Here is a 23,610-nt window from a genome sequence, read left to right on the forward strand (position 1 = left end):
CAGATTTTATTTTTGTACAGGACAGTTTTATGCAACAGGCAGCTGAGTTTCAAATCCGGGACGGGCAATTGCTCGGGGCGCGCCAGATCCCTTCTCCAAATTTTAATCAGCGGCCTGAACATACCGACATCCAGTTACTGGTGATCCATAACATCAGTCTGCCGCCGTCACAGTTTGGTGGTGGCTATATTGAACAGTTTTTTCAGAATCAGCTGGAGTGGTCAGTGCATCCGTATTTTCGGACTATTGAAGGCATGCAGGTGTCGGCGCATCTGCTGATTTTGCGTTCTGGTGAAGTGCTGCAGTTTGTGAATTTCAATGACCGAGCCTGGCATGCAGGTCGTTCCAGCTATCTGGCCAAAAAAGAATGTAATGATTATTCCATCGGGATTGAACTGGAAGGCAGTGATGACCTGCCGTTTGAACAGGCACAATATGATGCCTTGGTCAAAGTCACCGCCTGTTTACAAGACTATTATCCAAAAATGCAACAGCATATTGCCGGACATTCGGACATTGCACCGGGACGTAAAACCGATCCGGGACCATATTTTGACTGGTGTGCTTTTCGTGCCCAGTTACAACATTATAAGAACCCATGACCCTTCAGGAAGTCATGTGATTAAGCAATGAACTTCTTTTGCAAGTTTCATTACAATAGGCCCAAATTAATTATTAGGTGAATAGGATGGCGCTTTGGCGTTCGACCGTAATTGTCAGTGCGATGACCATGTTGTCGCGGGTTCTGGGATTGGTCCGGGATGTGGTTTTACTGAATGTATTCGGTGCCGGTAAAGATTTCGATACCTTCGTGGTGGCATTTCGTATTCCAAACTTTTTCAGACGACTCTTTGCAGAAGGGGCATTCTCCCAAGCCTTTATTCCGGTACTGACTGAATATAAGACCAGTCGTACCCATGCAGAAGTGCAGATCCTGATCAGCCGGGTCTTTGGCTGTCTGGCCACTTTCATGACCACCCTGACCATAATTGCCATCATTGCCGCACCGGTGATCATGTATATCTATGCGCCTGGGTTCCATGGCGATGAAGCAAAGTTTGCGCTGGCCACAGACATGTTCCGCCTGACCATTCCCTACCTGCTATTTATGTCATTAACGGCTTTTGCCAGCAGTATTCTTAACAGTTATGGCTCTTTCAGTACGCCAGCCTTTGCTCCGGTTTTATTGAATATCGCCATGATTGCTGGTGCGCTCTGGCTCACGCCTTTTATGGCAGAGCCGATTATGGCATTAGGCTGGGCCGTTGTGATTGCCGGGATTTTACAACTGGCGATCCAGATTCCAGAATTATGGCGTAAAAACCTGCTGATTCCACCGAAAGTAGACTTCAAACATGAAGGGGTGGATCGCATCATGAAACTGATGCTACCGGCTCTGTTTGGTGTATCTGTCACACAGATCAATCTGTTACTGAATACGGTTTGGGCTTCTTTTATGCAGGATGGTTCAGTGTCGTGGCTGTATAGTGCTGAACGGATGACCGAGTTGCCATTGGGTCTGATCGGTGTCGCAATCGGTACCGTAATTCTGCCGTCTTTATCCACACAGCATACGGAAAAGAATCCGGAAAAATTCCGTGGCATGATGGACTGGGCAGCGAAAGTCATCGTACTGGTGGGTCTACCAGCCAGTATTGCCTTGTTCATGCTGTCAACACCGATTATTCAGGCATTGTTTGAACGTGGACAGTTTACCTTTGAAGATACCCAGATGACTGCCTTGGCACTGCAATGTATGAGTGGTGGTGTGATTGCCTTTATGCTGATTAAAGTCTTTGCTCCCGGCTTCTATGCCCAGCAGGATACCCGTACACCGGTACGCGTCGGTTTAATGGCCGTGGCAGCCAATGCGATTCTGAACGTGATCTTTATTGGTTTCTTTAAGCTGATTCATTGGGAAGCGGAGCATATGGCACTGGCACTGGCTTCAACCGGTTCAGCCATGGTCAATGCAGGTCTGCTGTATTTCTATCTGCATCAACGCAATATTTTCCGTTTTGGCGCACACTGGAAAAAAATCTTTATGCAATTCATGTTTGCCAATGTGGTGATGATTGCAGCCTTGGCCTATGCACTGAGCTGGTACAATGGTGATGTATCACAGTGGATGCGTGTACTGGAAGTGCTGATTTTATGTGTGGTAGGAGTCGTGGCGTATTTGGCCGCATTGGTCGCTGCTGGTTTCAGACCACGCCATATCAAACCGTAATTCATTTTGGGCGCATAAAAAAACAAGAGCCAAATGGCTCTTGTTTTTTCTGTAGGAAACTTTTCCTTAAGCAGAACTCAGTCGCTAGACCTTGCCGCGAGAAAGGAAACCAACAATGGCAAGAATAACGGCAATCACCAATAAGATAATTGCGAAATCCTTAGATAAGCCTGCTACTCCACCGAAACCAAGTAGACTGGCAATCAAGGCAATCACAGCAAAAATAATAGCCCAGCGAAACATATCAATTCTCCATGTGTTTTTATTCTCAAATCCAGTATAGGAATATTCGATTTTGGGCACTGTTAGTGTTTTGTTGATGTACTGTCTCTGATTTAACAATAGTTTACGTGATATTAATAAGATTCACGTCCCTACATTTCCTTTGTTGAGACTTGGTATAATAAGCTGATTTTTACCATAGCCGTTTTGATTATGTCTGATGCCTTACGTCCATACTTCTGGAAAAAATATAGTCTCACTGAGCTGACGCCAGAAGAATGGGAAGCGCTTTGTGACGGTTGTGGGCTTTGCTGCCTGATCAAGCTGGAAGATGAAGACACCCACGAAGTCGCCTATACCAAAGTGGCTTGCAAATTACTGGACTGCAAAACTGCCCGCTGTTCGGATTATCCGAACCGGCTGCAATATGTGCCGGATTGTATCCAGCTGACACCTGAGAAACTGGACACTATTCACTGGTTACCCTCAAGCTGTGCTTATCGCCGAGTTGCTGAAGGGAAAAGCCTGCCATCCTGGCATTATCTGAAGACGGGTTCACGACAAAGCGTGATTCAGGCCAAAAAATCCGCTGCTGGTCGCTGCTTAAGTGAAGTCGATATTGATGAAGATGAAATTGATGAATATATCGTGCGCTGGGTGCGCTAATGATTAGCGCAATCCAACCCCGTCAAATGATTAAATAAAAAAATTAAGCTGCCTGTTGTAGCAGTTGCTGTGCTGAAGACCCGGACATAGGACGATAAAAATAAAAACCTTGTCCGATCTGGCAATCACAATTGATCAGCGTGTCCAGTTGTTCAGTATTTTCAATGCCTTCGACCAATACATCCAGAGAAATACTGGAACCAATCTGGGTAATGGCTTTGACAATGGCCAGCGCAGACGGATCATTGTTCATGCGTTCTACAAAGTTGCGATCAATCTTGATGCAGTCGACCGGATATTCCTGCAAACGGGTCAGGGAAGAATGACCGGTACCGAAGTCATCCAGAGAAATATGAATTCCATGTTTTTTCAGCAGGTTAAGTGCCCGGATCACATAATTGGCTCCGCCTTCAGACAAGCTCTGCTCGGTAATTTCCAGCTCAACCTTATGCGCAGGAATATCGAATCGGGACAGACGAGCCAGAAATTTCTCAGCATAGTCATCGCGCAGGAATTCAACTGGAGCTGCATTGATTGAAATCGGCAGTATATCCAGACCTTCGGCCTGCCAGCGGCTCATATCCTCAAAGACTTTTAGCTGCATGGTTTCACTGATGCGCGAAGCCAGATCATAGTCCTGGAACGCTGAAAAAATATGAGAGGGTAACTGGATCTGATGCTGTTGATCCTGCCAACGCAATAAGGCCTCAAAACCAATCACCTCACCATCGGAGAGACGGACCTTAGGCTGATAATAAGGAATGATCTGATCCGCATGAATAATCTTGCGTGCCAGCGTCAGTTGTTTGGTCATGTTTTCCAGTGATCTGAACATCTCCTGATTAAACATGCGAATCCCGCCACGACCACTATTTTTCAGATCATTCAGGGCAATATCGGCACATTTCAGCAGGTTGGAACTATTCTGGGCATCACGCGGATAAACGGTACAACCAATACTCATGCCGATACTCATACGATGGCCGACATAACTCACTGGTTGTTCTAGTTGAGCATAGGCCAGTTGTGCGGTATTAATCAGCTGGGCTTCGTTTTCCAAGTTTTTGACCAGAATGGCAAACTCATCTCCACCGAGACGGGCAACGACTATATTGTTGGAGCCAAAACAGGCCTGAAAACGCTTGCCCAAGACATGTAGCAGATGATCTCCAGCAATATGACTCAGGGTGTCATTGATATGCCGGAAATAGTCCAAGTCGATCAGGAGCAGGCCAACCATCATTTGCTGTTGCTTGGCTTTTAGCAGCACCTGTTTAAAGGTCTTATAAAAGGCATTACGATTATACAGTCCGGTCAGTTCATCACGCTGAATCACGGCTTTTAAACGGCTTTCGGCTATTTTTTGCTGGCTGATATTGCGTGAAACACACAAGATATTTTGGGGAGTATTATTTTCGTCCAGAACTGGAGTCAGCAAATGATCCCAATATTCTGGGTCCTGATTCTCCGTCTGGGCTTTTTCTACAAAACGGCTATTTAAGCCTTGAGCAGCCTGTTTTAAAGCGCGTTGTCCGGTTTTTTTAACTTCAGCGGGTAACAGGTTTAACCATAAATGCGGGGCAGGCTGCTGTTCAGGATCAATCCCTAACTTATGACAGGCCGACTGATTGATATGACGGATCTCGCCTTGTGGAGACATGACTTTAATACAGTCGACACTGGCATCCAGCATATTTTTCTGGGTAGAAATCACCTGAGACAGCTGTTGCTGAATCTCAAAATATTCATGAATATCGGTCAGGGATACTGACCATTGCAGCAGATGTTCCGCTGTATGCTGAAACTTGATGGCCAAGGCACACATACGGTAGCTGGAATCGGCCGATTTAATCCGGCACTGGGTATTAAAGCCTTGTTGCTGATTCAGGGCAGCATGCCATTGCTTAGAAAACGCTGGTTGATCATCTGGATGAATCAGGCTTTGCCATTCTTTAGGACCATATTCACTTAAATTGGTGCCTAAATAATCCGAAAGTGCCTGATTAAAATACTCAATATTATCCTTGCCCAGCACCCAGAGTGGATGTGGCACATCATTGATTAGATCCTGTAATAATCTGTATTTTGCCTGTTGTTCATTAGAAGATTGTATCGAGGTTGAAATAAGCGACTCAGCGCATTCTGCAGTTGTTCGTCTAGATTTATTATGCTTCATGCATCCCCACCGATACCACCCAAAGAGCATCCAATCAGTTGCTCAAGTCCATTCTAATTAATATGAGACAATGTGAAATTTACAAGGTTATTCACCTGTAATTAATCATGTTCTATTTATCTACTTTTCATAAGATTAATCCATTCATTGTAAAAAAAATAGAGCTTTCTTACATAAATTAAATTTTTCTCATAAATGTTTGAAATATTGGAATCAAAACTACCGGTGTTAGAATGAAAGCAGAATTTAATTTGAGCCAATAATAAGATGTCAGACAGTCATATCCCGCTTCCAGAACGCTTGCGGCCTCGCGACCTTACAGAAATTATCGGGCAGGATCACTTGCTTGGAGAGAATGCACCTCTACGTCAAATGATTGACCAGGGGCATTTACCATCGATTATCTTCTGGGGGCCACCTGGAGTAGGTAAAACCACAATTGCCTTGCTACTTGCCCAAGCGGTGGACCGGCCATTTATCAGCCTGTCTGCACTTAATACTGGTGTGAAGGAGTTGCGTGAAGTCATTGCAGAAAGTGGTGATCTGCTGACGCCCGTGGTGTTTATTGACGAGATTCACCGTTTTAATAAATCCCAGCAGGATGCACTGCTGAATGCCGTCGAAAAAGGCAAAATTACCTTGATTGGTGCGACGACGGAAAATCCATCTTTTGAAGTCAATAGTGCCTTGCTGTCACGTTGTCAGGTCTATACCTTAAATGCGCTGAGTGATGAAGCGATTCAGACTTTACTGACTCAGGCGATTCAGACTGACAAATTTCTGCAGGAACGCTATATCCAGATTGAAGAATTTGACGCCTTATTGCAGTTTGCCGCTGGGGATGCGCGTAAGGCCCTCAATTTGCTGGATCTGATTGCCAGTACCTTTGAGGCTGACCAGGAAAATATCATTACCAATGCGATTGTGGTCAAAGTCGCACAGCAGAATATTGCCCGTTATGACAAATCTGGCGAACAGCACTATGATCTGGTTTCGGCCTTCATCAAGTCGATTCGTGGCAGTGATCCGGATGCTGCCCTGTACTGGATGGCGCGTATGCTCAAAGGTGGTGAAGATCCGGTCTTTATTGCCCGCCGTATGCTGATTGCAGCATCAGAAGATATTGGCAATTCCAATCCGAATGCCTTGTTGCTGGCGGGCGAATGCTTCCGCTCAGTTCAAGCGATTGGCATGCCGGAATGCCGGATTATTCTGGGACAATGTGCGGTTTACCTGGCGACTAGTGCCAAAAGTAATAGTACCTATCTGGCGATTAACAAGGCGATGGATCTGGCTGAAAAAACGGCCAATTTGCCAGTGCCTTTACATCTACGTAATGCACCGACCAAAATGATGAAAGAGCAGGGCTATGGGGTAAATTATCTGTATCCGCACAACTATCCGGAACATTTTGTCCTGCAAGATTACCTGCCGCCTGAGCTGAAAGGCACCAAGCTGTACGAATCGGCACGTAATAAGCGTGAAGTAGAAGGCGAACGTCTGCAACAACGTCGCTGGCAGCAGGAACAACAGCAGCAATAAGCAAAAAAAAGCCCAATTCAAGGAGAATTGGGCTGAAATAGGATGTCTTGGGGGAGATACATCCTAGAGGGTAAGGGTATAAATCTAGTCAGCAACATCAGATGGATTGCATCTGCTGGGGATGTTGCTGGGATGCACTAATATTAAGGCATGCATTGAATAATGTAAAAACGATCATTTTTATTAATAAAATTCATTTTTTCGATCATAAGATTAGATAATAAAAAACCGGGCTATTAACCCGGTTCTTTGAAGCATTACTAGTGCTTAGATATCTTCAAGATTGATACCTAAACGTGCAGCAACTTCTTCGTACGCTTCAACCACGCCGCCTAGGCCTTGACGGAAACGGTCTTTATCCAGTTTTTTCTTGGTGTCTTTATCCCATAGACGGCAACCGTCTGGAGAGAATTCGTCACCCAGTACGATACGGTCGTGGAACACACCAAATTCAAGTTTAAAGTCAACCAAAAGCATATTACCCGCTTCGAATAATGCTTTAAGCACATCGTTCACTTGGTAAGTCAGTTCTTTCATTTTTGCCAGTTGTTCAGCAGTCGCCCAACCTAAAGCAATCGCTTGAGATTCGTTCACCATTGGATCGCCTAGCGCGTCATCCTTGAAGAACAATTCGAATGTAGGAGGAGTTAATTCTTTACCTTCTTCTACACCCAGACGACGGCATAAAGAACCCGCAGCATAGTTACGTACCACACATTCTACTGGAATCATTTTAAGTTTTTTCACCAGCACTTCAGTCGGTGTCAGCAGTTTCTCAAAATGAGTTTCAATACCAGCAGCAGCCAGCTTTTCCATGATGAAGGCGTTAAAACGGTTATTCACCTTACCTTTACGATCCAGTTGTTCGATTTTTTCGCCATTGAATGCGGACGCATCGTCACGAAAAACTAAAATCAGGTGGTCTTCACTGTCCGTGGTATAGACAGATTTCGCTTTACCAGTATAGAGCAAGGTTTGTTTTAACATGAGGGAACCTTCTACAAAAAAAAATGCCTAGAAAATGTCTAGGCTGGCCAATTTTGGTAAATCTGGTTTAACAGTTCTGCTGCTTTTTCGCGGTCGGCAAAACTGTTATCGGGATTAAACACAGCCAGGGTGTTACTCGAACCTGCGGGAGAGAGTCTTAAAACATAGGTTTGCTGATCAACCTGAATCGTTACTTCATAACGATCTTTATTTTGACCAACGATAGAATGGTTAAGGCTGCTAAGCGTGGCAAGAGTGTATTGCCATATTGTAGCAGCATTTCCATCAATTTTGAGCAGTGGATTTTGATTTCCGTCAGTGACTAATTGCGGCTTTCCTGAAAAATTTTCTTGAGTTTCATCTGCTTGAGTTGAATTTACTGGCTGTGCAGTAGGGCGTGGTATCGCAAAGCGGTTACCACGCTGATTTTCAAGTTTTGGTGCATTTTCCAGGGCAAGCGGATCCACTGTCGGAGCAGGGTACAAAGGCGTTGCAGGACGAACCATTGACCCTTCAGGATATTGCAATGGTTGCAGCGTGGTTGTTTCTTTATAGTCCAAGGTACCGTTTTTAAAGGCCATTGAACTACAACCTGCTAAACTGAATACTGAAAGTGCCAGGGTAAGTCCTAAACGTAATTGCATAATCGTTGCTCTTTATTTAATGACGCTCGCTTCTACAAGTGCCTCATGAAGCGGAGCGCGATATTGTTCTGCAAGTGGTGTTAATGGAAGGCGAATACCTGTACCAATTAAGCCCATATCATGGAGAGCCCATTTCACAGGAATTGGGTTTGATTCGCAAAATAGAATATTGTGTAAATTTGCAACCTGAGCATTGAGCTCTTCAGCACGTGCAGCATCGCCTGCAATGGCTGCAGCACATACTTCACTCATGACTTTTGGTGCAACGTTGGCAGTCACAGAAATATTGCCTTTGGCACCATGACCCATTAACTCATAGGCAGTTGCATCATCACCTGAGTAAACGGTCATGTTTTTACCTGCCAGACCTTCAATCAGGGCAGCACCACGGGCTACATCACCTGTTGCATCTTTAATGCCCACGATCTGTGGAATATCTGCCAGACGGATCACGGTTTCATTAGCCATATCCACGCCAGTACGGCCTGGAACGTTATAAAGAATTTGAGGTAGGTCAACCGCTTCAGCAATGGCTTTATAATGCTGGTATAAACCTTCCTGAGTCGGTTTGTTGTAGTAAGGAGTAACCAGCAGGGCAGCATCAGCGCCAAGTTCTTTGGCTTCCTGAGTTAGCTCGATTGCTTCACGAGTCGAGTTTGCGCCTGTACCGGCAATGATAGGAATACGTTTGTTGGCAACACGAATGATTTCTTTGATCACTTGGGTGTGCTCGCTCATGCTGAGCGTTGATGCTTCACCAGTGGTACCAACCGCGACGATACTGTTGGTACCTTCTGCAATATGCCACTCAACCAGCTTCTCGAGACCCTTCCAATCTACGCTGCCATCTTCAAACATGGGGGTGACGATTGCGACTATGGAACCCTGAATGGTCTGTGCTTGCTGAGTCATTTTAAAAAACTATCCTATTTGTCCATCCGAAGAGAATGAGAAAACATATTTGGGATGGGTTTGTATTTTGATTTGTAGCAAATTCAATAGATTTGCACTGAATTGAATATTGCTTATGCAAATTATGACTGATCAAACGCATAAGAACAATATGCTTTAGTAAAAGCCACTGAATTCTTTATACAAAGCCTCTAGGCAACAATCAAGTTTTAATCGTTATGATTTTTTGCTGTCCAAATCATCCTTTATCCTCCAGCAGGATGAAAGCTAATGAATTCATTTTTTCAGGAAAAAATACACAGAATAAGTCACTTAAGTGAATTAAATAGATTTAGAAAACATTCTTTTATGGTGTTTTAGGGGAGTATTAATATTTATATTCGATGAATTAAGAGCTAAAATATATCGAATAATAAACCTCATTTATGATGAATAAAAAGCAAAAATGCCTGAACTAATCTTTTTTTCGTATTAGTGATCGGCCCCGAATTTTTCTCACTGTTGAATTTCCGGGTTTGATGTATAAGTCTAAATCCAAAAATACTGGGATTTTAATACTTCTCATTAATTGCTTTTTTGACTTTATCGAACAGCATCTTAAGGTCATCAATTTTCTGGATTTTTCAGTATATCCGAGCAAATTGTTCAACTTATTGGTAGTTAATTCTATTTGAGCGCTCATAGATGATGGCCTCTCTTTTGAACGCTGATTGAACAAGGATATTCCAATGGAAAAATCAGACAATAAGCACGCGATCATCACGGTAGGGATCTGCTTTCTGATTGCTGTGATTGAAGGCCTGGATATTCAGGCTGCCGGGATTGCCGCTGCTGGTATTCGTGAGCACTTTGGTCTGGATAGCTCACAATTGGGTGTGTTTTTTAGTGCAGGGATTCTGGGCTTATTGCCTGGTGCACTGGTCGGTGGTCGATTCGCGGACCGTATTGGTCGTAAGAAAGTTTTAATCTGGTCAACCGCAATTTTTGCACTATTTACCTTATGTACCGTGTGGGTGAACAGTTTCCACAGTTTGCTGGCAGTTCGTTTTCTGGCGGGTGCGGGTCTTGGCGGTGCAATGCCAATCTTAATCACGCTGGCTTCTGAAGCCGTGGCTCCACAAAACCGTGGACGTGCCGTGGGCCTGATGTACTGTGGTATGCCAGTCGGTGCAGCAATCTTGTCTTTAATCGCAGCAACTGAATTCGGTGCAAACTGGAAAAATGTTTTTTACTTAGGTGGTTTATTACCCATCATCGTGATTCCACTGATGATGTTGTGTCTGCCTGAATCTAAAGAATACTTAAAGACACAAAACAAGACAGCCGCAGAACGTGCAGCATCTCCTCAGGGTTCATTCAAGGATCTGTTTAACTCTGACAACTTGCTTCGTACGCTTTGCATCTGGGTGAGTTACTTCTTCACCCTGATGGTGGTGTACATTATGTTGAGCTGGTTGCCATCATTGTTCATGGAACTGGGCTTCACCCGTAAAGATGGTTCAACTGCACAGTTCTACTTTATGGTGACTGCAACGATTGGTACCGTGATTTTGGGTATGCTGACGGATCGCCTGAAAAAAGCGTATGTCATTCTATTGATGTACGGTGGTATCCTGGCGGGTCTATTAGCGTTGAACGGTGCAAGCTCACTTGAGCAAATGTACATGGCCGCAGCACTGGCAGGTGCCTTTGTGATTGGCTGTCAGGGTGTACTCTATGCCTTCGGTAGTATCGTTTACCCAACTGAAGTACGTGGTACAGGGGTAGGTGTTGCTTCCGCAGTTGGCCGTATCGGCGCCATGCTTGGCCCTGCAATTGCGGGTCAGCTACTGACAGCAGGCTTCGGTGCAGCAGGGGTGATCTCGGCAGCGATTCCATGTATCGTAATCTCTGCGGTATGTATGCTACTCCTGGTCAGCCGTACCAAGGTTTAAAAATAAAAAGATGAATATCCGAAAAGCCTGCACTGATGCAGGCTTTTTATTTTCCAGTATCAGTTCAGCTTAAGACAAATTCTTTCTATGTTTTGGAGAGCAATAGCTTTTACAGTTAACTCATCATGCGTTTTATCAGAATGCAGAGTCATTCTATTTTTACCTAAAGGGCTAAAAATTTTCTTTAGTTTTAAGCTATGCTTGGATGCAAACTCAGATTTCAAGGGATGAAAATGATGCAAAATGCGGCGCTGATTGTGGTGGATGTACAAAAAGGATTTACCCCAGGTGGAAATCTGGCTGTTACCAATGCCGATCAGATTATTCCGAATATCAACCGATTGGGGCAGTACTTTCAGAATATTGTGCTGACTCAGGATTGGCATCCGGCAGAGCATATCTCCTTTGCAGACAATCATCCTGCTCAAGCAGCCTATGACACGATTCAGCTGGATTATGGTTCTCAGGTCCTTTGGCCGAGTCATTGTGTACAAGGGACTGAGGATGCTGAATTCCATCCGGAGCTGAACCTTCCGCAAGCTCAACTGATTATCCGCAAAGGCTTTCATCAAAATATCGACAGTTACTCCGCCTTTATGGAAGCTGATCAAAAAACCAGTACCGGTCTGGCCGGCTATTTACGTGAGCGCGGTATTAATACCGTATTCATCGTGGGTATCGCGACTGATTTTTGTGTGGCCTGGACTGCGATGGATGCCTGCAAACTCGGCTTTAAGGCCTATGTCATTGCGGATGCCACCAAAGGTATAGACCTGAACGGTTCGCTACAACATGCCTGGCAGGACATGCTGGCACAGGGTGTAAAACGGATTTATCTGAAAGATATTATTAATGCTGCCTAAGCGCTGACTTAAGGCGATTAGGGCCATTTGCCATTATGCAATGGTTTGTTTACTTTGAGGCATCCACAGATGCCTTGATTTCTTTTTCATGACACTTGGATTTTCCCATGTCAGCACTTCTTCAATTTAGCCAGTTTGTCCAAAAGACCTTTGCTCTATGGGTCATTCTGTTTTCAGCCATTGCCTTGATGCTGCCGGATCTTTTTGTCTGGTTACGCGCCTATATTCCCTGGATGCTGGGTCTGATCATGTTCGGCATGGGCATGACCATGACGCCAGGTGATTTTAAAAGTATCTTGCAAAGTCCCAAGGCCGTTGCGATTGGGGTCGTGGCTCAGTTTATGGTGATGCCAGGGTTAGCCTTTTTGCTCTGTCAGCTATTCCAGCTTCCGGCTGAAATTGCGATTGGTGTGATTCTGGTAGGCTGCTGTCCAGGTGGTACGGCATCAAATGTGATTACCTATATGGCTAAAGGCAATACAGCCTTGTCTGTGGCGTGTACTTCGGTATCAACTTTATTGGCACCGCTTTTGACTCCGGCAATTTTTTATCTGCTGGCCAGCCAATGGATTGAAATTAATGCCTTATCCATGCTGATTTCGATTCTGCAAGTGGTGCTGTTTCCAATCATTTTAGGTTTGATTGTCCGTGCCCTTCTAAAAACCAGGGTAGAAGGCTATATCCAGGTAATGCCAGTAATTTCGGTGATTGCCATTGTCGCAATTGTGGCGGCAATTATTGCCGGCAGTAAAACCCAGATTCTGGAATCTGGTTTAATGATTTTGGGTCTTGTGGCTTTACACAATGGAATGGGCTATTTACTGGGTTATTGGGCCAGCCGAATATTTAAGTTAGCAGAAATCGATTGTCGCGCGGTTTCGATTGAAGTGGGAATGCAGAATTCTGGTTTAGGGGTAGCGTTGGCTGCGACCCATTTTGCCGCGTCTCCCATTACTGCGGTTCCAAGTGCCATTTTCAGCCTATGGCATAATATTTCTGGGCCAGCCTTGGCGACGTACTGGGCTGCTAAAAGCAAGACAATTGAATCCGAATCAGCACAAGATACCTCCGCGGGTAGATAACATCCTGACTGCTGAAGATTTTATTTCTCTCATATAAAAAGCCCGATATTCAATCGGGCTTTTTGCTGTCTGTGACTTAGGACGCTTTAGACTGTTTCGATTTGAGAATCTCGGTTCTGAAGCTTTGCGCCAGTTCAGCACTTTCTGCATCCATCCCATTAACCACAAAGGCATGACGGGTCAGAACATTGGTCGGATTTGGCATGCTGACCAGCTCAAAGTGGTCCGCGATTTGTTTCAACAGGGCATTAGGAACATGCAGTGCACTTTCCTTAGCGACTAGTTGCTGAACCAGACGTTCTGCAGCCTGAACGGAATTAAGCTGCATTTCTTCAACGGCTGAAGAAATTGCGCTACGTGTCTGCAGGACAAAACGTTTTTCTTCGCGATAACGCTTATACAGGACTTCTGAAAGCAACTGGAATACTGAACTGATCATGGTCAGACAGGCGAGGGCATCTGGCTTCTCTGCCGCAATACTGATACTGGCACCTTTTTCATCAAACTTGTGTACGGTACAAATATCCGTGCTGTTCAGTTTGTAGTGCTGGATGCACAGTTCAGTCGCTTTATTCAGGAAAATCTGGCACAGATTGAAATAAGGAACCGATACCGTCTTATTCACACTATCTAGCAACTGTTTTGGATCATAGAACTGAATGTTCAAGCTCAGGCTATCGGTATCTAGGACCACAGATTTACTGTCTTTTTCTTTCGGTTTGTTTTTCAGGGCTTGCTGTGCCTGGGCAATGGCGAGGGCAGCATTATGCTTTTCCTGTTCTAATGCCTGAGTTAAAGTCTGAATCTCGAATTTCAGTCGCGATTCATTATTGATACGTGCCAGATACTCGGTACGGCTTGGACGCGCTACCGCACGATAACCGACCCAAAGCAAACCATGAATAATGAAAGAGAACAGAATGGCAAGCCATTGAGTCCGCAGAATTTCACCAATACTTGGCTCAATCAGGGTGATTTCAATCACACCGACTTTTTTCTCGTTTTGCAGGGCATCACGGACAAAAACTTCCCCATCACGGGTCTTGGTCAGCCCACCAGTGGCTAAAACCTGACCATTCGCATCCAGGATACGAATTGAAGCAACGCTTGGGTTAGTCGCATAACGGTTGGCCAGAAGTGCCAGAGAAACGCGGTTCGCCGGTTCAAGCTCCGCCAGGCTGTCTGTGACCAGTTGGCTCGTCATGAGCTGTCCCTGGTTGGCACGGTTATCATTCAGTTGGTGAGTCGTTGCCAATACCAGTAAAAAGGTATGCAGAGCAAAACTTACAATCAGTAGGCTAGCAAATAGCCCTTGTCTAGGCGCATTCAACGTAAACTTCCAAGGCAATTCTGTTCAATTTCGATTATGATTCTAACAATAGTTGTAGCTCAGACCCGAGTCAATTCATGCGAGAAATCATTCTTATATCATTCTTAGGACCCGACCAGCCTAATCAATTTACACGATTAATGCAGGTTTTGTCCGCTCATTCCTTACAGATTCTAGATGTGGGGCAAGCGGTCATTCATAATCAACTGACCTTAGGTATTGTTGTATCGTCTGATGACCAAACTGCAACAGCATTAGCCATGAAGGAAATCCTGATTCTAGCACATGATATCGGGTTAACAGTGCGCTTTAAACCAATCTCTGCTGCTGAATATGAACAGTGGGTAAGAGAGGGCGGCCGCACGCGTTATATCGTAACGGCATTGGCCCCGGAATTAAATGCCTCTCATCTGCAAGCCGTGACCCAGATTGTGTCGAGTCAGGGCTTCAATATTGAAACCGTAACCCGTCTTTCTGGCCGTCCTGAGCTGGATGGTTCCAATACTGGCCCTAAACGTGCCTGTGTACAGTTTGGTCTGAAAGGCCAGATGCTGGATGCAGCAGCCATGCGTGCAGCCTGCTTAAGCCTGTCGAATAACCTGAATGTCGATGTGGCAGTACAGGAAGATAATGCTTACCGCCGTAACCGTCGTCTGGTCTGCTTTGACATGGACTCGACCCTGATCGAGCAGGAAGTCATTGATGAGCTGGCGATCGAAGCTGGTGTCGGTATCCAAGTCTCTGAAATCACTGAACGCGCGATGCAGGGCGAGCTGGACTTCCAGCAAAGTTTCCGTGCCCGTGTTGCTTTATTAAAAGGCATGGATGCATCGGTATTGCCAAAAATTGCTGAGCGTCTGACCGTGACTGAAGGTGCAGAACGCCTGATTTCAACCCTGAAAGCACTGGGCTACCGTACCGCAATTCTGTCTGGTGGATTCCAGTATTTTGCAGAATATCTGCAAGCCAAACTGGGAATTGATGAAGTTCATGCCAACGTTCTGGATGTGCAGGATGGCGTGGTGACGGGTGAAGTCAAAGGCCATATCGTAGATGGCGCACGTAAGGCTTTATTGCTCCGTGAAATTGCCGACAATATGGGAATTTCTCTGGAACAGACCATTGCTGTAGGTGATGGTGCCAACGACCTGCCAATGCTTTCAATTGCGGGCCTAGGTGTGGCTTTCCGTGCCAAGCCTTTGGTTCGTCAGAATGCCAATCAGGCCATTTCCAGCGTGGGTCTGGATGGTGTGCTCTACCTGCTCGGTGTACATGATAAAGATCTGAGCCGCGCGTAACACATAGCTTTTCGGTGAAATCCAACGCGGCCTTAGGGTCGCGTTTTTTTATATTTTTAGCTTAACTTTTATCGAGGGACGGCGCAGCTTGTCTATAAATACCCCGATCATCTTAAACGGAAAATATTTTTTTTTAAGTCGATGAAAGGGCATATGATTTTGTAATGACACGCCAACATCGGCGCAGCAATTGATCCACAAATACTGTGAAAATAAAAAATGTAATGACAAAATAATATCGCGACAGAGTATGTCGTAAGGGGAGAAAACAGGACTTTTTTTATGCAAAAAACTCAGCATAATGCATGCATAGAGATACAAATCAACACATTCCATTTTATTGATTTAACGAAATTCAATAGGTAGGACGGTTGCAATATCAAGCATACACACTATCCTTTTGGATGGAGGGGTTTATATGGTAACAGCGAATCTAGCAACTCTCGTAGGCTTTAGTTTAGTCGCCGCGGCTGTGCTTGCTGTTTTCTTCTCGCCTTATCGTCGCTGGTTAAGTTTTATGGCTGCGGGAATGCTGGCCTGGGGCCTGATCGAAGTAATTCGAGTAGGTACTCAAGCCTTGTTTGAGCTCCCGATGACATATAGCTATCTGACAGCTTTAACGGCCGTGATGGTCGTAGTGACCTTACTGTTATTGCGTGAAGATCGACGTGCAGAGCGTGCTTTGGCTAAACGCCGTTATATCGAACATACACCAGTGTATGAAGATGACCAGCAGCAGCTATCTAGCCGTTAAGTTCTCTAATATCAGCGAAATAATGCACCTGCGGGTGCATTTTTCGTTTAGAAATATGATACAAAGTCCTGCATCTGCCTGGCTTTGATCTATGCTAGGATATTTGTCAATTTTCGTACAATTAGAATAGGCATAATTCCATGAAACTGTCCTCCATTCCTGTGCTCAAACTTCCTCTGGTTGACCTCAGTACCGATCCACTTGATTTGCTAGTCGCAGGTCTTGCATTACGTATGAAGCAGTTAGCACGTACCAGCCCGAAATTTATTGAATTGGTACATGAACGCCAGTTCCGTATTCAGATTGGAACAGATGAAGGAATGGCACGTCAGATCGTTGTGAATAATGGTCATATTGATACTGTTTCAGGTGATGCAGAAAAAGCTGATTTTGTACTGCAATTTGCTGACAGTGAACAGGGCGTAAAAACGTTGCTCAAAGGTGATCCGACTGCATTCATGACCGGTATGCAAAGTGGCACGATTAAAATGGAAGGTGATTTTGGTCTGCTGGTCTGGTTTAACCAGGTTGCGAAAATGATTCCACCTAAACTGCCAAAACCAGTTAAAGAAAAAGTGAAAATGGCACGTCAGTTTATTAAAGAAAAAACTGGTAAATAACTCCTAATCCCCCTGCTTTAATTAAAGGAGGGGCTAGGGAAGGATTATCATAAAAAAGCCCTCATTTAGAGGGCTTTTTTCATTCTGGAACAATGACAGTTTATTCAACTTCCAGATTAAACGTTACCGGCCCATCATTGACCAGATGCACTTTCATATCGGCCGCAAAAATACCGGTTTGTACATTTTCGAACTGGCTCTGCGCATATTCAACCAGCTGTTCATACAAGACCTTGGCATCGCTTGGCGGCATGGCGGGACCAAAATCCGGACGTAAGCCTTTTTGAGTTTGCGCCATTAAGGTAAATTGGGACACTAGCAGTAAACCGCCACCGGCCTGATTGACATTCCAGCCCATCTTGCCCTGCTCATCATCAAAGAAACGGTATTTCAATATCTTATCAATCAGTTTTTTGCCTTTTTCCAGATTGTCTTCTTTACCTAAACCTAGAAAAACCAGAATACCTTTGCCAATTTCTCCGGTGGTTTCACCATCGACCACGACTTTGGCTTCCAGTACCCGTTGTAATAATGCACGCATAATCAACTTTAGTCAGATTCAAAATTGCCGCCATTGTAGCAAGATCAGACTCATCTGTTATTAAGTTAATGTCTAAAAAATGGGCTTAATTGATTGATTAGCATTGATAATATTTTAAACTATCTAAAAACACGATCATAATCATAAAAATTATCTGTTTTATCTATTTTTTGCTCTCAAGTATCTTAGCTGCATGCAGGAAAGGTATTAAATTGAGAGATTTAGAAATGTTTAAGCGTTCATTACTTGTTGCAATGCTTGCAACGGTGACAGCTGCACAAGCTGCACCATTAACCAAAGATAACGGGGCACCAGTCGGTGATAACCAGAACTCGATCACTGCGGGTCCACAAGGTCCAACTTTGCTGCAGGATGTACAACTGGTTCAAAAACTACAACGTTTTGGCCGTGAGCGCATTCCTGAACGTGTCGTACACGCACGTGGTACGGGTGCTTATGGTGAATTCGTTACGACGAAAGATCTGTCTGATTTAACAATTGCTTCTTTATTCAAGGCCGGTACTAAAACTCCAGTTTTTGTGCGCATGTCTACTGTCATTCATGGTAAAGGTTCACCAGAAACCCTACGTGATCCGCACGGTTTTGCCATCAAATTCTATACTCAGGAAGGTAACTGGGATTTGGTCGGTAACCAGACGCCAGTCTTCTTTATCCGTGACGCAATCAAATTCCCGGATTTCATCCATGCGATGAAACCAAGCCCGGTCACCAACGTACAAGATGCCAACCGTGTGTTTGACTTCCTGTCTAGCCAGCCTTGGGCAACCAACATGCTGACTTATGTTTATGGCAAGCAAGGTGTCCCAACCAGCTACCGCGAACAGGACGGTTTTGGTGTACATGCCTACAAACTGTATAACGACAAAGGCGAATACAAGTACGTGAAATTCAACTTCCGCTCTAAACAGGGCGTGAAGGGCTTAAATGTCAAAGAAGCGGCTACGCAACAAGGTAAAGATTTCAATCACTTGACCAATGATCTTTATAACAACATCTATGCAGGTAATTTCCCGAAATGGGATCTGTATATTCAGGTGCTTGATCCTAAAGATCTGAACAGCTTTGATTTCGATCCGCTAGACCCAACCAAAATCTGGCCAACCAAACTGGTTCCAGAAGTGAAAGTCGGTACATTGACACTCAACCGTATGCCGAAGAACTTCTTCAATGAAACTGAACAGGCTGCATTTGCACCAGGTAATCTGGTCCCAGGTATCGAACCATCTGAAGACCGTTTGCTTCAAGGCCGTATCTTCTCTTATTCAGATACACAAATGTATCGTCTAGGTGCGAACCATCAGCAAATTCCGGTAAACCGTCCTGTGGTGAATGTGAACAACAATAACCAGGAAGGTCACATGAATGTGTCTGAACGTGACTCTGATGTGAACTACGAGCCAAGCCGTAAAGAGCCAAAACCGGCGACTGAAAAAGCGCGTGCAGTTGAAACGCCATTGACTGGTCATGTGCAACAGATCGGTACTAAAGAGCAAAACTTCAAGCAAGCAGGTGACTTGTACCGTTCATATACTGCCAAAGAGAAAGATGACCTGATCATGAACCTGGCGGCTGATCTGGGCAATGTCAAAGATTCAGAAACCAAGCACATCATGTTGTCTTACTTCTATAAGGCAGATGCTGACTACGGTATGCGCATGACTAAAGCTGTAAATGGTGACATCGCCATCGTTAAAGCCAAAGCTGCAAAATTAAAAGACTAATTCCGATTGGTCTTGAGGAACTGGTGACTAGGGCATAGCGCATCACCTCCAAAAAGTCCTGTAATACTCCAAACCTTTCCTGCACCCTAGGGGGAGTTTTACAGGCACTCCGTTTTTTATTCCATCTCAGGTCAATTGAGTCTTTCAAGACTTAAATTTTCCTTTCGATTTCTGTTGGAGTTCATCATGAAAGTTTTACCACACGCATTTTTAGCCAGTATTCTTGCCTTTAGCTCCGCATTCGCAACTGCTGCTGAAGTGAAGAATGTCTCCCCTGCAAAAACTGCGGCAAGCGTTCAGATGACCTCTCAACAGGAATTGATCGATCTGTTTTTTGCTGCCGCTAAAATCGGCAATAGCGAAGTGATCAATGAATTTTTAAAACACGGCTTTCCAGTCGATGTACGCAATAAAGATGGCTATACCCCGTTGATGATGGCGACCTATTATGGCCATCAGGATATTGTGACCACCTTACTGGCCAAAGGGGCAGACCGTTGCGCCCGGGACAACCGTGGCAATACGGCCTTGATGGGCGCCTTATTTAAAATGGAATTTGCCATTGCCAAACAGCTACGTCAGGTCGACTGTGATGCCCAAGCCAAGAAAACCGGACAAAAAACCACAGCTGAATTTGCCAAGGTGATCGGTCAGGAAAAGCAGCTACAGAAAATTATCAAGGAACAGGAAAACGGGGTGAAAGCTGTCAAATAACCGAGCAGGAAGCAGTTTATTTTCTTGAACTTTTGTCGATAATTCAGCTAGCTGTACGTAAATCCTGCAATATTGCCTAAACTTTTATGCTTTAATGCGGGATAAGCACAGCGATATTTCCCTTAGTTATGGCTCCAATTATCCACTCTTTGTTAGATACTGACTTGTATAAATTCACCATGCTACAAGTGGTATTACACAAGTTTCCACAAACGCATAGTGTCTATCATTTCCGTTGTCGCAACCTGGAAGATACGGAATATCCGCTGACGGATATTCTGGATGATTTGAATCACCAACTGGATTTGCTGTGTCAGCTCAAATTTAAAGAAGACGAATTACAATATTTACGCAGCCTGCGTTTTATCAAAAGCGATTTTGTGGATTATCTGGAACTATTCCAGCTCAAACGGCGTTTTATTAAGGCCACCATCGACAATGAAGGCCGCCTGGATATTACTATTGAAGGCCCCATGGTTCAGGCAATGATGTTTGAAATCTTTGTACTGGCCATTGTGAATGAACTGTATTTTAGCCGCATTCGTACATCTGAAGTGCTAGCTGAAGGTGAGCGCCGTTTAAAAGCTAAAATTGAACTTTTAAAACAGTATGATGCCGCGCAGAACCCGAATGATCCACCATTCCTGGTCTCGGACTTTGGTACCCGCCGTCGTTATAGTTTTGACTGGCAAAAGCATGTCGTCGAAGAATTTAATAAAGCTGCACCGCACGTATTCCGTGGGACCAGTAATGTATATTTAGCCAAAGAATTGGGCATTACTCCGATTGGCACCATGGCGCATGAATTTCTGCAAGCCTTTCAGGCCTTGGATGTGCGTTTGCGTAATTTCCAGAAAGCCGCCTTGGAAACCTGGGTACAGGAATATCGCGGTGACCTCGGAATTGCCTTGACCGATGTGGTCGGGATGGATGCTTTCCTGCGTGACTTTGACCTGTACTTTGCCAAACTGTTTGATGGCTTGCGTCATGACAGTGGCGATCCCTATGAATGGGGTGACAAGGCCTATGCGCATTATAAAAAGCTGAAAATTGACAGCAAAACCAAAATGCTGACTTTTAGTGATGGTCTGAATCTGGAAAAAGCCTGGAAATTGCATCAATACTTTAAAGATCGCTTTCAGGTCAGCTTCGGGATCGGCACCAATCTGACCAATGACATGGGGCAGACGCCGCTAAATATCGTATTGAAACTGGTGGAATGCAACCGTCAGTCGGTAGCGAAAATCTCCGATAGCCCAGGAAAAACCATGACGGATAATGATACTTTCCTGGCATATTTGCGTCAGGTGTTCAATATCTCAGAACCTGCCTAAAAATCTCTGCTTGATTCAAAAAACCGCTTCAATCATGAGGCGGTTTTTTCTTGGATGATGGTCTTTCTTAAATCAGCTTTAGCTAAAATTATGCTAAGGATCTAGATAAAAACAACATAATTGAAAAAATGAGCTGTGCTAAGATCAAAAGGATTTGACCGCAATGACAACTACTAAGATGACAGCTTCCGCCTTTGACTTTGGTCTGCTGATTGAAGCAGAAGATTTGGTTCCACATTTGGGAAATGAAAAACTTCGAATTGTTGATTTAAGCCGGGCGTCGGTTTATGAACAATTGCATATTCCACATGCCTTACATCTGCAACCCAAGCTGCTGGTTCGTCAGGAAGAAACAGCCATGGGCCTGTTACCGGATGCAGAAGGGCTGGAAGCTTTAATTCGTTACCTGAATATTTCTCCTGAACATCATGTCGTAGCTTATGATGATGAAGGCGGTGCGTGGGCAGGGCGTCTGCTCTGGAACCTGCATTGCATGGGCTTTGAAAATACCAGTTTACTCAATGGCGGCATTCATGCCTGGCTGGGTGCGGGACTACCGACTTCATCAGATCAGGAAACGTTTATACCTGTCGATCATCTGGTTCCAGTCAATCTTGAAAGAAAGGCTGAGTTTCAGATTGATTATGATGAATTAAAACCACTCATTGAAAATGAAAAAATTCAGGTATGGGATTGTCGTACAGAAGATGAATACACTGGCCTGCGTCTGGCTGCGCGACGCGGTGGTCACATCCCGGGCGCACGTCATTTTGAGTGGAGTACTGCCCTTAACCGGCAAAATCATTTAAAATTACATCCTTTACCACGTACTCAGCAGCGTCTGGAACAACTGGGATTTGATCTGGATCAGCCAGTTGTGGTGTATTGTCAGTCCCATCACCGTTCAGGTCTGGCTTATATTCTGGGTCGCTTATTCGGCTGGAATATTCGAGCCTATGATGGTGCGTGGAGTGAATGGGGCAACCGCCTCGATAGTCCAATCGCTACAGGAGAGGTGCCATCTTGAGCATCACATCGCGTCTAAAACAACAACTGTTTATCCAGGCCCAAAAAGTGGTGCCACAGCATCGCCTGTCCCGTGTGGTGGGAAAAATTGCAGCCAGCGAAAATCCGCTGGTAAAAACAGCCGTGATTGCAGCGTTCAAGACCAAATACGGAATTGATATGTCGATTGCTGAGCAAACCAATGCCCTGAAATTCAAATCATTTAATGATTTCTTTACCCGTGGACTAAGAACCGGGGTGCGTGCGGTCGATGCTGATTCAACCGCAATTGTGTCTCCGGCAGATGGCGCAATTTCCCAACTGGGTAAAATTGAAAATGGCGATGTGTTCCAAGCCAAAGGTCAAAAGTTTACTGTTGAAAACCTGATTGCTGATCCGCAACTGGCAGAACCATTCAAGAACGGGGAGTTTGCGACCGTGTATCTGTCACCACGTGACTATCATCGTGTTCACATGCCATTTGCCGGGACTCTGACTGAAACTTTATATGTGCCGGGTGAACTGTTCTCGGTCAACCAGACCACAGCCGAAAATATTCCAGGTCTGTTTGCCCGTAATGAGCGTATGGTGTGTCTGTTTGATACCGAACTTGGTCGTATGGCAGTGGTTCTAGTTGGTGCGATGATTGTGGCTGGTATTGAAACTGTGGCGACTGGCAAGGTAAAACCATCTGGTCGTATCGAGCTAAACCAGCACAATTTATTCCTTGAAAAAGGCGCTGAACTGGGTCGTTTTTACCTAGGTTCAACCGCCGTTATCCTGTTTGAGGAAAACAAGATGCAATGGGATGAGAAGTTTAAAGCCAATTCAACCGTGTTGATGGGTGAGGCGTTGGGTCATACCCTATAAAAAGCTTTTAATCTCCTGTTATGTTGCTTCCCCCTTTGAAAAAGGGGGATTGAGGGGGATTAAATATTCTAATTTCCTCCTCTTGCGTTTCAATTCAAAGCAGTGCTTCAAAGCTTGCTTAGGAGGGAATCTCATGATAACAAA

At 44.8% G+C, this 23,610-nt stretch carries 22 protein-coding genes; 15 read left to right on the forward strand and 7 right to left on the reverse strand.

The features are described 5' to 3' along the window. The first annotated feature begins 29 nt into the window (after positions 1–29). Positions 30–602: a 1,6-anhydro-N-acetylmuramyl-L-alanine amidase AmpD gene (gene ampD, locus FTU01_RS11625; RefSeq protein ID WP_180011118.1), complete on the forward strand. Its 573-nt coding sequence runs from the start codon at positions 30–32 to the stop codon at positions 600–602. A gap of 77 nt (positions 603–679) precedes the next feature. Then, positions 680–2,230, forward strand: coding sequence for a murein biosynthesis integral membrane protein MurJ (gene murJ / locus FTU01_RS11630; protein ID WP_180139195.1), 1,551 nt, complete (start codon positions 680–682; stop codon positions 2,228–2,230). A gap of 84 nt (positions 2,231–2,314) precedes the next feature. On the opposite strand, the gene FTU01_RS11635 is transcribed toward murJ, so the two are convergent. Further along, positions 2,315–2,473 carry a DUF1328 domain-containing protein gene (locus tag FTU01_RS11635; RefSeq protein WP_004647174.1) on the reverse strand — a complete coding sequence of 53 codons (159 nt, stop codon included), beginning with the start codon at positions 2,471–2,473 and terminating at the stop codon, positions 2,315–2,317. A 192-nt stretch (positions 2,474–2,665) separates the two neighbouring features. Between FTU01_RS11635 and FTU01_RS11640 the strand changes: the two genes are divergently transcribed. Further along, on the forward strand, positions 2,666–3,118 hold the full coding sequence (locus FTU01_RS11640) for a YcgN family cysteine cluster protein (RefSeq protein ID WP_004781392.1): 453 nt from the start codon (positions 2,666–2,668) through the stop codon (positions 3,116–3,118). Between the two features lie 43 nt (positions 3,119–3,161). Here FTU01_RS11640 and FTU01_RS11645 read toward each other — a convergent pair whose 3' ends face one another. Further along, on the reverse strand, positions 3,162–5,294 hold the full coding sequence (locus FTU01_RS11645) for a bifunctional diguanylate cyclase/phosphodiesterase (RefSeq protein ID WP_180139198.1): 2,133 nt from the start codon (positions 5,292–5,294) through the stop codon (positions 3,162–3,164). Positions 5,295–5,561: 267 nt separating this feature from the next. On the opposite strand from FTU01_RS11645, the gene FTU01_RS11650 reads away from it, so the two are divergent. Further along, positions 5,562–6,836, forward strand: coding sequence for a replication-associated recombination protein A (locus tag FTU01_RS11650; RefSeq protein WP_166137552.1), 1,275 nt, complete (start codon positions 5,562–5,564; stop codon positions 6,834–6,836). Between the two features lie 267 nt (positions 6,837–7,103). Here FTU01_RS11650 and purC read toward each other — a convergent pair whose 3' ends face one another. The 3 genes from purC to dapA are packed head-to-tail and all read right to left on the reverse strand — an operon-like array spanning position 7,104 to position 9,379. Then, positions 7,104–7,823, reverse strand: a complete 720-nt coding sequence (gene purC / locus FTU01_RS11655; protein ID WP_004781395.1) for a phosphoribosylaminoimidazolesuccinocarboxamide synthase — start codon at positions 7,821–7,823, stop codon at positions 7,104–7,106. Between the two features lie 38 nt (positions 7,824–7,861). Then, the gene (locus FTU01_RS11660) at positions 7,862–8,467 is read right to left on the reverse strand and encodes a lipoprotein-34 precursor (NlpB) (RefSeq protein WP_180139200.1); all 606 of its coding nucleotides are present in this window, start codon (positions 8,465–8,467) and stop codon (positions 7,862–7,864) included. Positions 8,468–8,479: 12 nt separating this feature from the next. Next, positions 8,480–9,379, reverse strand: coding sequence for a 4-hydroxy-tetrahydrodipicolinate synthase (gene dapA, locus FTU01_RS11665; protein ID WP_125278859.1), 900 nt, complete (start codon positions 9,377–9,379; stop codon positions 8,480–8,482). A gap of 728 nt (positions 9,380–10,107) precedes the next feature. Between dapA and mhpT the strand changes: the two genes are divergently transcribed. From mhpT to FTU01_RS11680, 3 genes are all read left to right on the forward strand, one after another. Next, entirely contained in the window at positions 10,108–11,313 is a 1,206-nt protein-coding gene (mhpT, locus tag FTU01_RS11670; RefSeq protein WP_179991897.1) for a 3-(3-hydroxy-phenyl)propionate transporter MhpT, read from the forward strand. Between the two features lie 233 nt (positions 11,314–11,546). Beyond that, the gene (pncA, locus tag FTU01_RS11675) at positions 11,547–12,176 is read left to right on the forward strand and encodes a bifunctional nicotinamidase/pyrazinamidase (protein ID WP_180139203.1); all 630 of its coding nucleotides are present in this window, start codon (positions 11,547–11,549) and stop codon (positions 12,174–12,176) included. A 107-nt stretch (positions 12,177–12,283) separates the two neighbouring features. Continuing rightward, positions 12,284–13,258, forward strand: coding sequence for a bile acid:sodium symporter family protein (locus tag FTU01_RS11680; protein WP_180139206.1), 975 nt, complete (start codon positions 12,284–12,286; stop codon positions 13,256–13,258). A 76-nt stretch (positions 13,259–13,334) separates the two neighbouring features. Here the strand turns inward: FTU01_RS11680 and FTU01_RS11685 are convergent, their stop codons facing one another. Beyond that, positions 13,335–14,588 carry a hypothetical protein gene (locus FTU01_RS11685; RefSeq protein WP_180139208.1) on the reverse strand — a complete coding sequence of 418 codons (1,254 nt, stop codon included), beginning with the start codon at positions 14,586–14,588 and terminating at the stop codon, positions 13,335–13,337. 77 nt (positions 14,589–14,665) lie between these two features. Here FTU01_RS11685 and serB point away from each other — a divergent pair, with 77 nt between their 5' ends. The 3 genes from serB to FTU01_RS11700 all read left to right on the forward strand — a co-directional run bounded on the left by serB (position 14,666) and on the right by FTU01_RS11700 (position 17,260). After that, complete coding sequence (gene serB / locus FTU01_RS11690) at positions 14,666–15,886, forward strand: phosphoserine phosphatase SerB (RefSeq protein ID WP_180002568.1); 1,221 nt, start codon at positions 14,666–14,668, stop codon at positions 15,884–15,886. Positions 15,887–16,304: 418 nt separating this feature from the next. Further along, on the forward strand, positions 16,305–16,640 hold the full coding sequence (aciT, locus tag FTU01_RS11695) for a ciprofloxacin tolerance protein AciT (protein ID WP_034703185.1): 336 nt from the start codon (positions 16,305–16,307) through the stop codon (positions 16,638–16,640). 140 nt (positions 16,641–16,780) lie between these two features. Continuing rightward, complete coding sequence (locus FTU01_RS11700) at positions 16,781–17,260, forward strand: SCP2 sterol-binding domain-containing protein (protein WP_004281258.1); 480 nt, start codon at positions 16,781–16,783, stop codon at positions 17,258–17,260. A 100-nt stretch (positions 17,261–17,360) separates the two neighbouring features. On the opposite strand, the gene dtd is transcribed toward FTU01_RS11700, so the two are convergent. Next, complete coding sequence (gene dtd / locus FTU01_RS11705; RefSeq protein ID WP_180139211.1) at positions 17,361–17,801, reverse strand: D-aminoacyl-tRNA deacylase; 441 nt, start codon at positions 17,799–17,801, stop codon at positions 17,361–17,363. 227 nt (positions 17,802–18,028) lie between these two features. Between dtd and FTU01_RS11710 the strand changes: the two genes are divergently transcribed. The 5 genes from FTU01_RS11710 (at position 18,029) to asd (ending at position 23,466) form a co-directional block, all read left to right on the forward strand. Then, complete coding sequence (locus FTU01_RS11710) at positions 18,029–19,543, forward strand: catalase (RefSeq protein ID WP_180139215.1); 1,515 nt, start codon at positions 18,029–18,031, stop codon at positions 19,541–19,543. A 186-nt stretch (positions 19,544–19,729) separates the two neighbouring features. Continuing rightward, positions 19,730–20,257 carry an ankyrin repeat domain-containing protein gene (locus FTU01_RS11715; protein WP_180139218.1) on the forward strand — a complete coding sequence of 176 codons (528 nt, stop codon included), beginning with the start codon at positions 19,730–19,732 and terminating at the stop codon, positions 20,255–20,257. 128 nt (positions 20,258–20,385) lie between these two features. After that, positions 20,386–21,591, forward strand: coding sequence for a nicotinate phosphoribosyltransferase (pncB, locus tag FTU01_RS11720; protein ID WP_180031970.1), 1,206 nt, complete (start codon positions 20,386–20,388; stop codon positions 21,589–21,591). Positions 21,592–21,769: 178 nt separating this feature from the next. Further along, the gene (locus FTU01_RS11725) at positions 21,770–22,618 is read left to right on the forward strand and encodes a sulfurtransferase (RefSeq protein WP_180139227.1); all 849 of its coding nucleotides are present in this window, start codon (positions 21,770–21,772) and stop codon (positions 22,616–22,618) included. Continuing rightward, entirely contained in the window at positions 22,615–23,466 is an 852-nt protein-coding gene (asd, locus tag FTU01_RS11730; protein ID WP_180031968.1) for an archaetidylserine decarboxylase, read from the forward strand. The genes FTU01_RS11725 and asd overlap by 4 nt, the downstream gene beginning before the upstream one ends. Positions 23,467–23,610 lie beyond the last annotated feature (144 nt).

It is taken from the genome of Acinetobacter sp. YH12043 (assembly GCF_013419915.1).
GTDB lineage: Bacteria > Pseudomonadota > Gammaproteobacteria > Pseudomonadales > Moraxellaceae > Acinetobacter.

Coding starts and splice junctions, on each gene's coding strand:
- ampD (WP_180011118.1), top strand. CDS start 30: ATGCAACAGGCAGCTGAGTTTCAAATCCGGGACGGGCAATTGCTCGGG.
- FTU01_RS11635 (WP_004647174.1), bottom strand. CDS start 2,473: ATGTTTCGCTGGGCTATTATTTTTGCTGTGATTGCCTTGATTGCCAGT.
- FTU01_RS11640 (WP_004781392.1), top strand. CDS start 2,666: ATGTCTGATGCCTTACGTCCATACTTCTGGAAAAAATATAGTCTCACT.
- FTU01_RS11645 (WP_180139198.1), bottom strand. CDS start 5,294: ATGAAGCATAATAAATCTAGACGAACAACTGCAGAATGCGCTGAGTCG.
- FTU01_RS11650 (WP_166137552.1), top strand. CDS start 5,562: ATGTCAGACAGTCATATCCCGCTTCCAGAACGCTTGCGGCCTCGCGAC.
- purC (WP_004781395.1), bottom strand. CDS start 7,823: ATGTTAAAACAAACCTTGCTCTATACTGGTAAAGCGAAATCTGTCTAT.
- FTU01_RS11660 (WP_180139200.1), bottom strand. CDS start 8,467: ATGCAATTACGTTTAGGACTTACCCTGGCACTTTCAGTATTCAGTTTA.
- dapA (WP_125278859.1), bottom strand. CDS start 9,379: ATGACTCAGCAAGCACAGACCATTCAGGGTTCCATAGTCGCAATCGTC.
- mhpT (WP_179991897.1), top strand. CDS start 10,108: ATGGAAAAATCAGACAATAAGCACGCGATCATCACGGTAGGGATCTGC.
- pncA (WP_180139203.1), top strand. CDS start 11,547: ATGATGCAAAATGCGGCGCTGATTGTGGTGGATGTACAAAAAGGATTT.
- FTU01_RS11680 (WP_180139206.1), top strand. CDS start 12,284: ATGTCAGCACTTCTTCAATTTAGCCAGTTTGTCCAAAAGACCTTTGCT.
- serB (WP_180002568.1), top strand. CDS start 14,666: ATGCGAGAAATCATTCTTATATCATTCTTAGGACCCGACCAGCCTAAT.
- aciT (WP_034703185.1), top strand. CDS start 16,305: ATGGTAACAGCGAATCTAGCAACTCTCGTAGGCTTTAGTTTAGTCGCC.
- FTU01_RS11700 (WP_004281258.1), top strand. CDS start 16,781: ATGAAACTGTCCTCCATTCCTGTGCTCAAACTTCCTCTGGTTGACCTC.
- dtd (WP_180139211.1), bottom strand. CDS start 17,801: ATGCGTGCATTATTACAACGGGTACTGGAAGCCAAAGTCGTGGTCGAT.
- FTU01_RS11710 (WP_180139215.1), top strand. CDS start 18,029: ATGTTTAAGCGTTCATTACTTGTTGCAATGCTTGCAACGGTGACAGCT.
- FTU01_RS11715 (WP_180139218.1), top strand. CDS start 19,730: ATGAAAGTTTTACCACACGCATTTTTAGCCAGTATTCTTGCCTTTAGC.
- pncB (WP_180031970.1), top strand. CDS start 20,386: ATGGCTCCAATTATCCACTCTTTGTTAGATACTGACTTGTATAAATTC.
- FTU01_RS11725 (WP_180139227.1), top strand. CDS start 21,770: ATGACAGCTTCCGCCTTTGACTTTGGTCTGCTGATTGAAGCAGAAGAT.